Below are 13701 nucleotides of genomic sequence, written 5' to 3'. Positions count from 1 at the left end.
TTGATATGTTAAGAATCTTTTTTTGTCAAGAGGCACCCCTAGACCCTAAAACCCGTGTCTGATGGACAAAAGCTACAGCCTGCCCCTTCTAAAAACGACGAATGCAGCCCAGTGATTACCCTCGGCAATAACTAGACTGCATTCATGGGACTGTAAGGTGACTAGCCAGCTAAACTTTCGATACTGAGAGGAACCATGTCGCCATGTCTGGTGAGTCCTAACAACATTGGTTGTTGGGGTTGAATGAGTTGACCTGTGAGTACACAACGTTCTTCTTGCTGGGCGGTGGCGGCTATACTAGCTCGAATATCGGCGCGTGAAAACCGAGGTTTCCACTCACCGGATTTTTGCTGCACATAATTCCAGAGGATATCTCGGATGAGGGCTTGATATCCCTGATTGCCAGCAATTTCTTTGAGTTTCTCTTTAAGTTCTCGTTCTAAACGGATGCTGGTAACTTCCATATCGGTAGTTGGGGTACGAGTAATTGTGTGCATGACTTTTTCTCCTTAAAGTATGGACAGGATAGTAATACAAGTGTAGTATGTTTAAAGGAATGTTCAATAGGTGAAATTTTCTGTGAAATCCATTTACCCCATCTCTACTTCCTTGCGTACCACCAACTGGCGATTTAGTTGGGAATTAGGCGCTGCGGGAGTGGAGTATTTATTTATGGGTGATGGTGGCTACAAGGATGGGCAAATCACAGAGGGTAATTATGACTTTATATATGTCAGCATTCATGGGCTGAATGCCAAACCACAACTAGATAAAAGAAGCGGGAGGTACAGACAGAGAAGTGCTGTACCAATATAAGACCAAAAAAAATTACGGTCAATTTCTTACCCCCGCTTCACCCAAATCAGAAGCGGGGGTTTTTTATTAAGGAGTGAAGCTGTGGCGATTGCAATGCCAGTGTTAGAGCAGTCTGTGGTGGTATTTTCGCAAAATTACTTACCACTGTGCCGGGTTAATATTAAGCGGGCAATTGTGCTGTTAATTACCAACAAAGCAGAACCTTTGTTGGGTTCTACAGCCGATGGGTGGCGAGTTCACTCACCCAGCTTGATAATTAATGTGCCGAAACATATTCGCTTAAAAATCGCTTCTATTGAAAGGACATGGAAACTTCCCCCAGTAAATCGGCGGGAAATACTACGGCGAGATCATCACAGTTGCCAATATTGCGGCAGTAGGAAACGTCTCACCCTAGATCATGTACTGCCTAGGTCTAGAGGTGGTACTCACACTTGGGATAACGTAGTTGCAGCTTGTGAAAGATGCAATTCTCGTAAAGGCGATCGCACTCCAACTGAGGCGGGTATGCAGTTACGTACCAAGCCAAAACCTCCAGTTCACCCGGCGGTAGCCTTTGCTTTTAGCGAAGCTTGGCAAGACAGCGCCACACAATTTTGGATAGATGTGCAAGCAAACCTGGAATAGCAGGAGAGCATAGGGAATGCTGAAATTAACTTACACTGAAAACAGTTTTTATTTAGAGTATCTGGCTTTGTCGTTGGAGGAATGGGTACAAACGCGAGTAATTTTGGCGTTACGCGTTGGTCAAAGTTTGTGCGTGGAACCCAGCACGGCTTCCTTTTTGCTACCTGCGGATTTGCCGGGGATTGAAGCACTCAAGGCTGAAGCTAAACTGGTGAATAGTGAAATTATTGATTTGTCTATCTGTGATCCTGAATATGTGGAAGTAACCCTGCGGGGTTCTTGGTTATCCGATGGTTCTCAGGATGCTGATGGCGTGTTTGTGACAATGATCAGCGATACACCTAATGGTGATGGTTTGAGTTCACGCACAGAGTTCTTTTTACACAAATTGTGGCGGGAGGCTCAAGCCTGTGCCTCTGTCATAAGTGAGTGAAAAGTATAGCTGTAGCGATACTGGATATCAATTACTTTTGTAGGTACAGCAGCCTAGATCCCCGATTTGTTCAAAAAGTCGGGGATTTGAATTAAAAGCGATCAAATAACCATTCATTCCCAACAATCGCCTCTAGCAGTGCAGTTAAGTGCGGGATAAAATAATCAGGGTTATTTAACCGTTGTCGCTCGTGCCAGTTCACTACCTTGTGCAGAGTGCGCCCACAGTATCATTCATTCCAAGGCGGGATAGACACTACACTTCAACCGGACTTTTCATCTTTTGCCGTTGTCCAGTTGCAATCAACCATTTACCACCAGAAGGTGCTAACGTCACTCCTCGACGGATGGGTTTAACTGGATAATTTGCAACTAATGCTAAATCCAAATGAGATAAGACTGTTGCTAATACCAACTTCATTTCAAGCAAAGCAAAGGACATACCCAAACAGCGCCGATTACCACCACCAAAAGGTAGATATTCATAAAGTGAATATTGCTTTTCTAAAAACCGTTCCGGTTTAAATTGTTCAGGTTGGGGATATAAATCTGGCCGGCGATGAACTAAATAAATGCAACCTAATAGCATGGTTCCTGGCTCGAAGTTATGCCCCATAATTTCGATAGGTGATTTGACAATGCGGGGGATGGTAATCATGCCAATAGGGTAAATGCGGAGTGTTTCTTGACAAACCGCAGTTAAATAAGGAAGGCGAGTGATTTCACTGCAATCTGCATCGGGAAAACTATCTAACTCTGCTAGCAGTTTCTCTCGCACTGACGGTAGATGGTGAATCCAGTAGAAAGCCCATGCTAAGGCGGAGGCTGTGGTTTCATGACCGGCGACTAACAGAGTCATTAATTCATCACGTAACTCTACATCGGTCATTGGTTCGCCATTTTCATCACGGGCTGACATCATTAAGGAGAGGATATCGCTACGAGATGGGTCTGGGTTATCTCTGCGTTCTTGGATTTCTGCATAAAGTAGTTTGTCAATTTCTTCTCGTTGACGGAGGAAATTTCCCCAAGGACTCCAGCGACCTAAATCTACTTGCAATGCAGGGATAAACGATAGGGATGCACGCAAGGAAGAGGAAGTTAATTCTAAAAGAGAACACAACCGTTTTTGCAACTGTGTATAACGTTCACCTTCATGTAGTCCAAATACTGCTTGTAAGATGACTCGCAGTGTGATTTCCTGCATGGAATCACGCACAGAAAAAGGTTTACCTAGTTGCCAATTACTGATGACATCTTTGGTGATGTTCGTGATGATATCACCGTAAGCTTTCATGCGTTGACCCGCAAGGTCTTGCCGTGAGGCATCGCCATGAAAGGGCGGAGTTAACAACCTGCGTTGGCGTTGATGAGTTTCACCCGACAGCAATAGTAAGGAGTTATCTCCTAGTAAGGGTTGTAAAATTTGGGCTGAACCTCTAGCATCTATTTGTTCTAAAGGTTTGGTAAAAATCTCCTGAATTGCTTGGGGGTTACTTAAAAACACCATTGGCTGTTGGTTAGTTAGCCATAAAGTAAAACATTCCCCGTGAGCTTTGGCAGATGCTTCCATTAGCTGCAATGGATTAGAAATCCACTGTACTAGCTGCATAAATTTTGGCATTTTGGGACTATCTGGAAGTTTCATGACCAATGCTCCTCTTCGCACTATTCACCCTAAGCTAGCAAAATTAGGAAAAACTGGAAAATTTCTTCATAAAATCTATCTATAGATATTTTATACAAATAGGAGAACGCAGATAGACTGACAAGTGCATATTTCTTTTTTATACATATTTACATGATAGATATTTATATTCTTGATCTACTAATTATTGGACTTCTGTTGCTAGTTGTTACCCTCGGTTCTGGTTGGATTTCTCGTTTACCTCTTTCCTTTGCCATTATCTATTTATTAGTTGGGATTTTTCTGGGGCCTGAAGGTACGGGGATGATCCAACTCAGACAAAACGATGTATTTAATGCCAAGTTACTCGAAAGGTTAACGGAATTTGTAGTCATTGTTTCTGTATTTAGCTGTGGTTTAAAAATTATTCGTCCTTTGCAATTGAGAGTTTGGGATATCACAGCAAGGCTCATAGTTTTATTAATGCCAATTTCTATTATTGGGTTGGCACTTGTCGGCAATTTATTTTTAGGGATGAGTTGGGGAGAAGCGATTTTATTAGGAGCGATTCTTGCACCCACTGATCCAGTATTGGCTTCCGAAGTTCAACTAACAGATACCAATGACAGAGATGAGTTACGCTTTGGGTTAACTTCTGAGGGTGGATTAAATGATGCTTTAGCTTTTCCCTTTGTTTATTTTGGGCTGTATGCAATTAAAGATCCCAATTGGCACAACTGGTTTAGAGCTTGGTTAGTCGTAGATTTAATCTGGGCGATCGCAGTTGGGATGATTATGGGTTTTTTAATGGCTAAAGCAGTGGTTTGGATTGATCAAAGAGTGCAAAAAAAACGTGCTGCTGATGTACTTATGGAGGATTTTATTGCTATTAGTGCGATTCTATTAACTTATTCTGTCACAGAAATAGTTAATGGCTATGGATTTCTTGCTGTATTTGTAGCGGGTTTATTTGTGCAGTACAGTTATAGAGATCCCGATAAACCACTGGCACAATTAGAGTTTATTGAGCGTCTAGAAAGGCTTTTAGAAGTTGGCACAATTTTGTTGTTGGGGTCAATTTTATTATGGCAGCCAATGCTAAATTATGCCTACCAATCCTTGATAGTGATAGTTTGCCTATTTCTTATCATCCGTCCTCTAGGTGCTTGGATTAGTACAATTGGTAAACGTCCTCTACATTCACAACGTCGTAGTTTTCACCCTGCAACCCGCTTGTTATTTGGCTGGTTTGGAATTCGTGGTGTAGGCTCTTTATATTATCTTGCCTATGCCTTTAGTCATGGCTTAAAAGGTGAAACTGCTGAACAAATTTCTTGGATAACTTATACTACCGTCGTAGCTTCTGTAATTGTGCATGGCATTTCTGCTACCCCTTTAATGAATTGGTATGAACACCAAATTGCTATCAGAAAATCTGCTGCTCATTCCACCCTGAGTGAAGTAGAATAATGGAATTTATTAACCACAGAGACACGAATAAACAAAGGTATATTGAAATTGATTGCATAGAAAAATCTGCATTTTCATCTCCCTAACTCTCTGTGTTTCTGTGTGATGTAAATTCCTATAACCAATTATGTGCAATTGTAATTTCTCTACTTGCCATAGATTGCATAAATAAATCTGTTGATAATGCTGCTTCTACTGGCCAAACCCCTGGTTTTTTGAGCTTGCCTTCCAGTAACAATTGAGCCAAGCTACCTGTACCACAACCAGAAGCGATCGCTGTATTTTCATGGAATAAAGTTGAGCAATAAGCAGCATTTTCACCATTTTTGATGCCTGTAACTTCTGAACGCACTGCCACCCCAATCCCACTAAGGTTATTAGTCACATCTGTCATGAAATGGCTAACATAAGATAAAAATTCAATTGTGTTGTGACGCTGCATCAACCATTTTGGGAAAATATGGGCAGCAATCCAAGTTAAATGATTATAAAAGTCTGGAATTGAGCCAAATTTAGTAATCACAGTTTTGACAGAGGGGAATACTTGGGGTAGTGTAAAAGTTTCTGGCATATCAAACCAGTAAACACCACTGCGTTTGTAGGGAGGTGGAAAACTAATCACTTCTCTATCACTATATGGCTTGACAAATTGCCATTGACCATTAATCCAGGCTTGAAAAGGATATTGTAAGCCTAAAAAAGTTGTCCGCATGACTGTAATACCAGCCCCACCAGAACCACCAACCAAATAACTTAAATGTATCTTCTCTGCTTGATCAAATTGTTCAATACCCTGACGTACCATGCTGTTAGAAATACCGGGAAAAATACCAGTATTGATAATAGCTGTCACCCCAGATGCCACGGCTTGTTCATGATAACTTAAAGCCTTACTGGTAAAGGAACGATGGTCACTAACATCTAGATAGTTAACGCCTTGTTCAATGCAGATTTTGAGAACATTAGCATCTCGGTAATGAAACGGGCCAGCACAGTGGATGACTAAATCAGAGTTGGCGATCGCTTCCCGCAACTTGTCAACCTCCGCCAAGTCCAACACCAGAAACGACAAGCCAACCCCCTTGTCCGTCTGTGGAGAACGTCCAGTGATGGTAATTTTTGCTGATGTATGGGTGGCGATATCTTGGGCGACACTCCTACCTATCCGCCCCCGTCCTCCTAAAATTAATACGCGCTCTGTCATTACTCCAGTGTGGGCAACAATACCTCCATTTGACCAGTTTTTTGTCCTGTTGACATCAGTTACAAGTATGACTTACCCACTGATGGGGATTCTAATTTTCAAGTTAGCTCATTTTCCTAAGTGATCATCAAGTGTAGCCAGTATTCTTAAGCCTGCTTCTGGGTTGCCAGTTGCAGCCATTGCTTTAAATCTTGTCTGGGCATCAAATTCTGCTAAAGCTATGGTAGAAAGTTCTTCAATTAATTTATTTACACTGATGCCTTTGGCTTGAGCAAGTTCTTTTAGTCTGTTGTGCTTATCGTCTGGTAAACGAATAGTTAAAGTTGCCATTTGTGTTCAACTCCTAATAATTTCTTCGGGTGTTAATATTGATAAATTAGGAAATAGCAATTCAGCATTTTGGAAATCTTTGACATTGTGAGTGGCAATAATTTGAGCATTTCCCGCCACTGCTAATTCAATTAAGTGATTATCAGCTTCGTCTTTTAAATTAGGCCGCCATAAATAGTAGATATAAATCCATTGACTTACACTCATTAATGATGCAAGTAAAACAGAAATTTCTTCAGTAGTTAAAGGGCATTTAGCGATAATTTCTGAGCGATGAATAACTGACTCATACTCAGAAAATAAAGCATTTCCCATCAAAGGCTGATATTCTCCTTTGAAACAGCGCCGAATGACTTCTCTACTGGAGCCTTGAGAGCTAATCAGCGCACTAATAAAAACGCTAGTATCAACTACAATTTTAATCACCATGTGATGATGATAGCATATAAGCTGTCATCAAAGTTCTTCATGTCAGGCGATCGCACTTTTGATGATGGGGTGAATGTGGGCGATCACCGATGCGATCGCTTCTGGTAATAGAGTAGTGGCGATCCCATTGCTAGGAATTAAGATTTAACTAAATGTAAAAACCTCCAAGCTTTGGAAGCATTGAATAGACCTCTCCGAAAATGAATGTAGAGACGTTCTATAGAACGTCTCTACAAGGGTTTCAGCTTGGGGCTATACAAGCAAAATATATGAGATGGGCTAAAATCTACCCAATACCAAACACAGACCCTACCGTTGACTTGATTGAATCCCGTGCATCTTTCAGTGTCTGGGTAATTGGGTGCTTATTCTGCAAAAATACCCGCGCACAATTGCGTCCTGGCATTCCCGAAATAGAACCACCTGGATGAGTTCCCGCACCAGTTAAAAAGAGATTATCAATGGGGGTTTTGTAGTTGGCTATTTCTGGTAAGGGACGGAAAAATACCATTTGATCTAATGTCATATCAATGTGGTAGTAATTCCCTTTGTATGCGCCTAATCTTTCACCTAATTCTGCGGGACTTTCCACACGTCGGGCAATGGTTGCAGTTTTGACGTTGGGTGCATAGGTTGCTAACTTATCAACAACTCTATCAGCAACTTTATTTTTCAATTCATCCGTCCAACCAGTACCTTTCAAACCTGTACCGTCTGCACCAGCAATTTGATAAGGGGCAAAAAATTCAATCCATACAGTATGTTTGCCTGGAGGTGCTAAGGTGGGATCAAGGAAGCTGGGCATGACTACATACATGGATGGGTCAGTATCAGGTATCTCTCCCAAGGTACATTTACTGTGTGCTTGTTCTACATGGGCAATAGAATCTGCAATTAAAATTGATCCGACTAGATACTCATCTTTATGGGCGTGGTAGGGAAAGCGCAGTGGTTCATCTAAAGCTAAATCGATTTTCAGGATGGTTTCGTTATTGTTGACAATGCGGCGTTCCAATCTTTCCCATAAATTGGGATCTACTGCATCGATATCGCTTTTATCGGTCATTTGTAAAAACAACCGCTTGGCATCAATATTAGAAATCACTCCATATTTAGCACGATATTCTGTACCACCAGCTACCCGGACACCAACAGCTTTAGCATTATCAATTAAAACTTTTTCTACGTGCTGTTCTGTAAGAATTACACCACCTTTAGAGGTCACTAAATTAACCAAAGCTTGTACCAGTGCGCCAGTACCACCACGGGGTCTAGCCATACCTGGGTTGTGACGCATAGCCATCATAATTGCGCCAATGGCGATGGTTTTTTGGGATGGGGGCGCACCTAATTCTGATGCTAATCTGGCAAGGGGTGCTTTGAGAAATTCTGAATCGAACCACTCATTAAGTATATCTTCGGCGCTGGTCATCATATTACGGATAAAGTCCAGCGTCTTGGATGGCGAACCAATGACAGAAAATAAATCTTTTAATTTGGTGATGTCGTAGTTACCCGCAATATCTATGACAGATTTGGGAGGGGCATTAAACATGGGAATCATTGCACCTATAGCCCGTTGCCAATATTCCGTAAACTCTGCGTATTTTTTGGCATCGCGTTCACTATAACGGGCAATCTCAGCACAGGTTTTTTCCAGGGATTTATGACCTAAAAAATATTTACCGTCAGGATGGGGACAAAAAACAACTGGGTCACATTCTAAATATTCTAAGCCATATTTTGTTAATTCTAATTCTTCAACAACTGGCCCTAGATGAATAAATTCATGGTCAATGGCGCACAGGTTAAATTTAAATCCAGGCGCTTCTTTTGGTAAACATTCTTCTGTTGTGGCTGCACCACCTGGAACAGAACGTTTTTCTAGTAGGAGGACGCTATAGCCAGCTTTGAGCAAATACGCCGCGCATACTAGCCCGTTGTGTCCTGCACCGATAATTACTACATCATATTCTTGCATATTTTAATTTTAGAATAGAGTGGCTTGATAATATTACAGAGCGTCAGCAGAAATTACAATCTTGAGAATTAGTTAAAAAATCAGTTAATGGTTGCTAACAATGATATAATTATCTAGCCTATGTGATGTAATCAGGTATGTCACCGACATTAGCTCTGACTAAAAGAATTAAAGTTTCTTTCTGCACCTCAATATTTTGAATTCTCAATTTTATATTATCCATTTCTAAATAAGGTAAATTTGCCAGTTCTTCCATTTTTTGCATCAAAGACAGAATAAATCCTGTAGAAAGTCCTCCTCCTTGAGTACAGTTAAAACTTTCTAGCATGATGGGATGGGAGCGTGTATGTGGGCGAATCATGCTTGTAAATCCTAGTAAACGCTGATGTCCATTTTCTTTTAATTGTAATTTTCCCCGTGTTATTATTTGGCCGTTCTCAGATAAAGATAACTGCATTTCCTCTAAATCAAAGTTAACAGTCTTTCCCTCCACATCTAACTGGAATTTCTGCACGAACTTGCGAGATATTGGAGAATTGAGAGCGTGGTTTAGATCAGCTTCTTTGAGAGTAACACGAGCTACAAAATTAACTGGTTTATTCAATTCTATCTGTCCAAAAATCGCTCTGACAGGATTAATATCAATGCTATCTGTTTCGAGTTTAATTTCTTGGACACGAATATTATCTTTAGTTACTAAGCCTTGCCCAGAAACTGTCACTCCATCAGCTTGTCCCTGAACTATTTTTAAGAGATTAGTTTGTACAAATATATCGATTTCTTCTACTGCATCTAGCTGATCTGATACCTGTCTCTCAGCTGCCTGGGAGATTAATTGCTCCTCCAAGTTTTGGTTGTTTGCCACGACTAAGCATTTTCCTAGTGTGAGATTACCTTGTTAATGTAGACTATGAATTACGAAGAGGGAATCTATAGTCAGGTATACGCAACCAGGAGTAGAGTTTATTAGCCCATATTTATTGTTTTGAGAGTTAGAGTTTTTCACTCTTCCTGGGTAAGCTAGGCAAATATGTATAGACGAAACTTACTAAAATTGCTCGGAGCTAGTGCTTTAGGAGAAGCGATCGCCTACACTAGATCATTTCCAGCATCTGCTACTACTTTAGAGAACATTAAATGGGGTTATATAGGCGTAGGTAGCCCGGAACACTGGGCAGAACTTGCTCCAGAATATCAACTATGCCAAACCGGCAGACAACAAACGCCGATTAATCTTCAAGGTACAACTGACATTGAAACGGCAGCCCTAGTCTTCAACTATCGCCACACACCATTAAAAATTATTAACAATGATCATAGCATTCAAGTAAACTACACACCAGGTAGTTCGATCACATTTAAAGGTGAAATCTTTAACTTACTTCAGTTTCACTTTCATCATCCCAGCGAACACCAAATTACTGGACAACCTTTCGACTTAGAAATTCATTTAGTTCATCGTAGTGCGGCTGGCAAGTTAGCAGTTGTAGGTATATTTGCCCAAGCAGGGGCATTAAACCCAATTCTGCAAACCATTTGGGATGTCATGCCGAGTCAGCCACAGCCAGAACAACTGTTTGAAAATATCAGTATTAATGTTAGTCAATTGTTGCCAAGCGATCGCAGTTTCTATGAGTATCGTGGTTCCCTCACCACACCACCCTGCTCTGAAGATGTACTGTGGTTTGTCATGCAGCAACCAATAGAAGTATCTTGGCAACAAATTCAACAATTTGCCGCCATTTTTCCCCACAATTCTCGCCCTATCCAACCACTCAATAGCCGTAAGTTATTAGGGAATAGGCAATAGGCACTCTTGCAATAGGCAATAGGCAAGAGTTATTAGTTATTAGTCATTAGTTTTCCTCCCCTACTCCTCTGCTTCCCCTGCTTCCCCTGCTCCCCTCCCCCACTCCCCAACGCCACTTGCTACAAGTCGGCATAGCCGCCCAACGCAGTGGCTCCTCCCCACTCCCTACTCCTTACCTCCCTTTTGCTGCTGATAACGCAGTTTAAATTGCTGTTGCTGTTTTTTATGATCCACTATCGGATCAGGGTAGCCAACGGCACGACGTTCTAGGGGGGTAATTTTACCAGTGACTAAATATTCTGTATCAATAGACCGCAATTCTGGCAACCACTGGCGAATATACTCAGCATCGGGATCAAATTTTTGGGCTTGACTAGCTGGGTTAAAAATCCGCACGGGTTTGGGATCCATGCCACTAGAAGCACTCCATTGCCAACCGCCATTGTTAGCGGATAAATCACCGTCAATCAGCTTCTGCATAAAATATTTTTCTCCCCACTGTGGATTAATTAATAAATCTTTGGTGAGGAAACTTGCCACAATCATCCGACAACGATTGTGCATCCAGCCAATTTCATTCATCTGGCGCATGGCGGCATCGACAATGGGATAACCCGTTTTACCTTCGCACCAAGCTAGAAAATGTTCTTCGTTATTTTCCCACGGGAAACTTTTAAAGATATCGCGGTAAGCACCCTCAGCTAGTTCGGGAAAGTGGTACATAGCGTGTTGATAAAATTCCCGCCAAGCTAGTTCTTGTTGCCATGTGCGGATGCTGGTGGTGACTTCTTCGCTGTTGCAATCTTCTAATACTGCGGTTGTGGCTTGCCAAACTGTGCGGATGCCAATGACACCAAATTTTAAGGCAGCACTCAGTTGTGATGTGCCATCAACGGCTGGAAAGTTGCGCTGTTCTTGGTATTCTGTAATGGCTTTGGCGGTGAACTCCTCTAGTTTCTCTTGGGCGGCTGCTTCCCCTGGAGAAATAATTAAGTCTGTATCCCAAACAAATCCTAACTCTTTGGCTGTCGGTAAGGCGATCGCTCCGGCTTGTTTTGCCAGTTCCTGTTGTTTTTCTGTTAATCCTGCCGTATTTTCCAGCGTGGCGACGGGTTGCGCCTTCGGTTTGCTAATCCAATTTTTCCAGAAGGGGGTATAAACAGTGTAGGGTGTATTGCTACCTGAACGAATTTCTTCTGGGGCGTGGAGAATTTGATCCCAGTTTTGGGTGAGAAATTCTATACCTTTGGCTTTTAAGCTTTCCATGATAGCGCGATCGCGTATTTGGGAGTATGGTTCCACATCCCAATTCCAAAACACTGCTTTGGCTTGTAACGTCTCAGCTAAATGAGGAATTGCCTGTACAGGTTCACCATGAAGGATTAATAATTGACTTCCAGCTTGGGCATATCGCTGTTGTAGTGCTTGCAAACAGCCCATCATGTAAGTCACTCTCGCAGGTGCTACGTCATCCCGTTCCAGAATATTAGAATCAAGACAAAATACACCCACTACTTGCGGACTTTGCTCTCTTGCCAAAGCTAATCCTGTATTATCTGCAATGCGTAAATCCCGGCGATGCCAAAATAAAATTAAGTCAGACATTTTAGATGTATGTATAGTTCACTCGTACTAGCTTAAACTCTAGTAGCACTATTTAACTATTAGGCATCAAATCGTCGAGTTTTATTTGTAGATTTGGCAACAGATAAGAGTGAATAGTATCCCCTAAGCGATATTGCTGCTGTTGGTAGACACCGTTAACTAAATGACAGATAGTCAAGGTAGGTTGTTTGGGATTACCAATAAATTGCAACCCACCCAAACCACGAAAGTCTACAATCCAATATTCTGGAATGTTTAGCAAAGCGTATTCTTCAACTTTTCTGGCATAATCATCCTGCCAGTTTGTACTAACAACTTCAGCCACAAGCTTGATTGTACTGCCATTACAGATAATGGGTTCTTTTTGCCAGAGTGGTTCTTGACTAAGTTTTGCTTTATCTAAGACAATCACGTCAGGACGCAGAGCTGTAGCTGCCGCCGCAGGTGGTTTAATCAGACAAGTTTTGGGAATTAGCCAGTTCAAATTAGAACTAAAAATTTCTACATAGATTCTACCAGCAATACTACCTGCCACAGCTTCGTGGGGGCCTGTAGGCTCCATGTCTCTTAGCTCTCCGTCAATGAGTTCGTAACGTGTATTATCACCATATTGGATGACAAATTCCTCAAAAGTGAGTATTTTGGGTGGAGTGTAGGTCATATCTTTGTGACTGGACGTGGCTTTATTTTAGCTAAGGCATTTTTGATGCTGATCACAAATTGAACTCCACTAACTCTATCGGAAATAGTGGCTTATTAATTTAAAGTTAAGTATACTCTTGTTAATACTGCATTTAGTTTTTCTGTCATGGCGACCTTGTTACTGGAAGACGGCACAATTGAGAGTGATTTAAGTGAGATAGTACGTGAACTAGCACCTCTGGGTATCTATGTAAAACATTACGATCCTGGCACATCACTGTTATTTCCCGAACTCTTAAGACAGGAGATTTTCACAGATGCCGAAAAGTGCTATGTTGTGGATCTGCACAACAGTGTGTTTGAATTTCTCCAACAGGAAAACGGGTATCTGTGGAGTGATTTGTGGAATTTGCATCCAGGGTTGCCTAATCTCGACATATTAATCACTACCTATAGCAAGTACCACACTCACACTGCACCTGAATCACTATATGTGCTGGCTGGGGAAATTATTTTTGGCTTCGTCAAACCTGATGGTAGTCATGTACAGCTTTTACTCCAGTCTCAAGATTATTTACACATCCCAACTGCGGTAGAACATTGGTGTAGTCCGACTGCGTTGTTACACTGCAAAGCAGTACGCTATTTCACCACCGCAGATGGTTGGGTTCCCAGTTATACAGGCACTCAGTTGAGTGATTCTCATCAAAAGCCGCGCTAATATTGCT

15 protein-coding genes are annotated in these 13701 nt (G+C 41.7%); 6 read left to right on the top strand and 9 right to left on the bottom strand.

Annotated features, from left to right (window positions below; genetic code table 11):
- Nucleotides 1-161: 161 nt before the first annotated feature.
- Nucleotides 162-497: a hypothetical protein gene (locus tag NOS7524_RS14025; RefSeq protein ID WP_015139135.1), complete on the bottom strand. Its 336-nt coding sequence runs from the start codon at nucleotides 495-497 to the stop codon at nucleotides 162-164.
- Nucleotides 498-567: 70 nt separating this feature from the next.
- Here NOS7524_RS14025 and NOS7524_RS14020 point away from each other — a divergent pair, with 70 nt between their 5' ends.
- From NOS7524_RS14020 to NOS7524_RS14010, 3 genes are all read left to right on the top strand, one after another.
- On the top strand, nucleotides 568-816 hold the full coding sequence (locus NOS7524_RS14020; RefSeq protein ID WP_015139134.1) for a hypothetical protein: 249 nt from the start codon (nucleotides 568-570) through the stop codon (nucleotides 814-816).
- Between the two features lie 81 nt (nucleotides 817-897).
- The gene (locus NOS7524_RS14015; protein ID WP_015139133.1) at nucleotides 898-1443 is read left to right on the top strand and encodes an HNH endonuclease; all 546 of its coding nucleotides are present in this window, start codon (nucleotides 898-900) and stop codon (nucleotides 1441-1443) included.
- Nucleotides 1444-1459: 16 nt separating this feature from the next.
- Nucleotides 1460-1876 carry an alr0857 family protein gene (locus tag NOS7524_RS14010; RefSeq protein WP_015139132.1) on the top strand — a complete coding sequence of 139 codons (417 nt, stop codon included), beginning with the start codon at nucleotides 1460-1462 and terminating at the stop codon, nucleotides 1874-1876.
- A gap of 255 nt (nucleotides 1877-2131) precedes the next feature.
- Here NOS7524_RS14010 and NOS7524_RS14005 read toward each other — a convergent pair whose 3' ends face one another.
- Complete coding sequence (locus tag NOS7524_RS14005; protein ID WP_015139131.1) at nucleotides 2132-3523, bottom strand: cytochrome P450; 1392 nt, start codon at nucleotides 3521-3523, stop codon at nucleotides 2132-2134.
- A gap of 153 nt (nucleotides 3524-3676) precedes the next feature.
- Here NOS7524_RS14005 and NOS7524_RS14000 point away from each other — a divergent pair, with 153 nt between their 5' ends.
- On the top strand, nucleotides 3677-4972 hold the full coding sequence (locus NOS7524_RS14000; RefSeq protein WP_015139130.1) for a cation:proton antiporter: 1296 nt from the start codon (nucleotides 3677-3679) through the stop codon (nucleotides 4970-4972).
- A 115-nt stretch (nucleotides 4973-5087) separates the two neighbouring features.
- Here the strand turns inward: NOS7524_RS14000 and NOS7524_RS13995 are convergent, their stop codons facing one another.
- The 5 genes from NOS7524_RS13995 to NOS7524_RS13975 form a co-directional block, all read right to left on the bottom strand.
- The gene (locus NOS7524_RS13995) at nucleotides 5088-6176 is read right to left on the bottom strand and encodes a saccharopine dehydrogenase family protein (RefSeq protein ID WP_015139129.1); all 1089 of its coding nucleotides are present in this window, start codon (nucleotides 6174-6176) and stop codon (nucleotides 5088-5090) included.
- A gap of 108 nt (nucleotides 6177-6284) precedes the next feature.
- Entirely contained in the window at nucleotides 6285-6506 is a 222-nt protein-coding gene (locus NOS7524_RS13990; RefSeq protein WP_015139128.1) for a toxin-antitoxin system HicB family antitoxin, read from the bottom strand.
- 6 nt (nucleotides 6507-6512) lie between these two features.
- Nucleotides 6513-6935, bottom strand: a complete 423-nt coding sequence (locus tag NOS7524_RS13985; RefSeq protein WP_015139127.1) for a putative toxin-antitoxin system toxin component, PIN family — start codon at nucleotides 6933-6935, stop codon at nucleotides 6513-6515.
- Between the two features lie 286 nt (nucleotides 6936-7221).
- Nucleotides 7222-8916 carry a beta-carotene ketolase CrtO gene (gene crtO / locus NOS7524_RS13980; RefSeq protein WP_015139126.1) on the bottom strand — a complete coding sequence of 565 codons (1695 nt, stop codon included), beginning with the start codon at nucleotides 8914-8916 and terminating at the stop codon, nucleotides 7222-7224.
- Between the two features lie 118 nt (nucleotides 8917-9034).
- Nucleotides 9035-9781, bottom strand: a complete 747-nt coding sequence (locus NOS7524_RS13975) for an LmeA family phospholipid-binding protein (RefSeq protein WP_015139125.1) — start codon at nucleotides 9779-9781, stop codon at nucleotides 9035-9037.
- A gap of 165 nt (nucleotides 9782-9946) precedes the next feature.
- Here NOS7524_RS13975 and NOS7524_RS13970 point away from each other — a divergent pair, with 165 nt between their 5' ends.
- On the top strand, nucleotides 9947-10726 hold the full coding sequence (locus NOS7524_RS13970) for a carbonic anhydrase (RefSeq protein WP_015139124.1): 780 nt from the start codon (nucleotides 9947-9949) through the stop codon (nucleotides 10724-10726).
- A 165-nt stretch (nucleotides 10727-10891) separates the two neighbouring features.
- Here the strand turns inward: NOS7524_RS13970 and NOS7524_RS13965 are convergent, their stop codons facing one another.
- Complete coding sequence (locus NOS7524_RS13965; protein WP_015139123.1) at nucleotides 10892-12331, bottom strand: deoxyribodipyrimidine photo-lyase, 8-HDF type; 1440 nt, start codon at nucleotides 12329-12331, stop codon at nucleotides 10892-10894.
- 52 nt (nucleotides 12332-12383) lie between these two features.
- On the bottom strand, nucleotides 12384-12992 hold the full coding sequence (locus tag NOS7524_RS13960) for a Uma2 family endonuclease (RefSeq protein ID WP_015139122.1): 609 nt from the start codon (nucleotides 12990-12992) through the stop codon (nucleotides 12384-12386).
- A 147-nt stretch (nucleotides 12993-13139) separates the two neighbouring features.
- Here NOS7524_RS13960 and NOS7524_RS13955 point away from each other — a divergent pair, with 147 nt between their 5' ends.
- Nucleotides 13140-13694, top strand: coding sequence for a hypothetical protein (locus NOS7524_RS13955; RefSeq protein WP_015139121.1), 555 nt, complete (start codon nucleotides 13140-13142; stop codon nucleotides 13692-13694).
- The last annotated feature ends 7 nt before the right edge of the window (nucleotides 13695-13701 follow it).

The sequence above is a fragment of the Nostoc sp. PCC 7524 genome (genome assembly GCF_000316645.1).
Taxonomy (GTDB): Bacteria; Cyanobacteriota; Cyanobacteriia; order Cyanobacteriales; family Nostocaceae; genus Trichormus.
The sequence above is the reverse complement of the archived record's forward strand: the minus strand, read 5'-3'. Positions and strand labels throughout refer to the sequence as shown.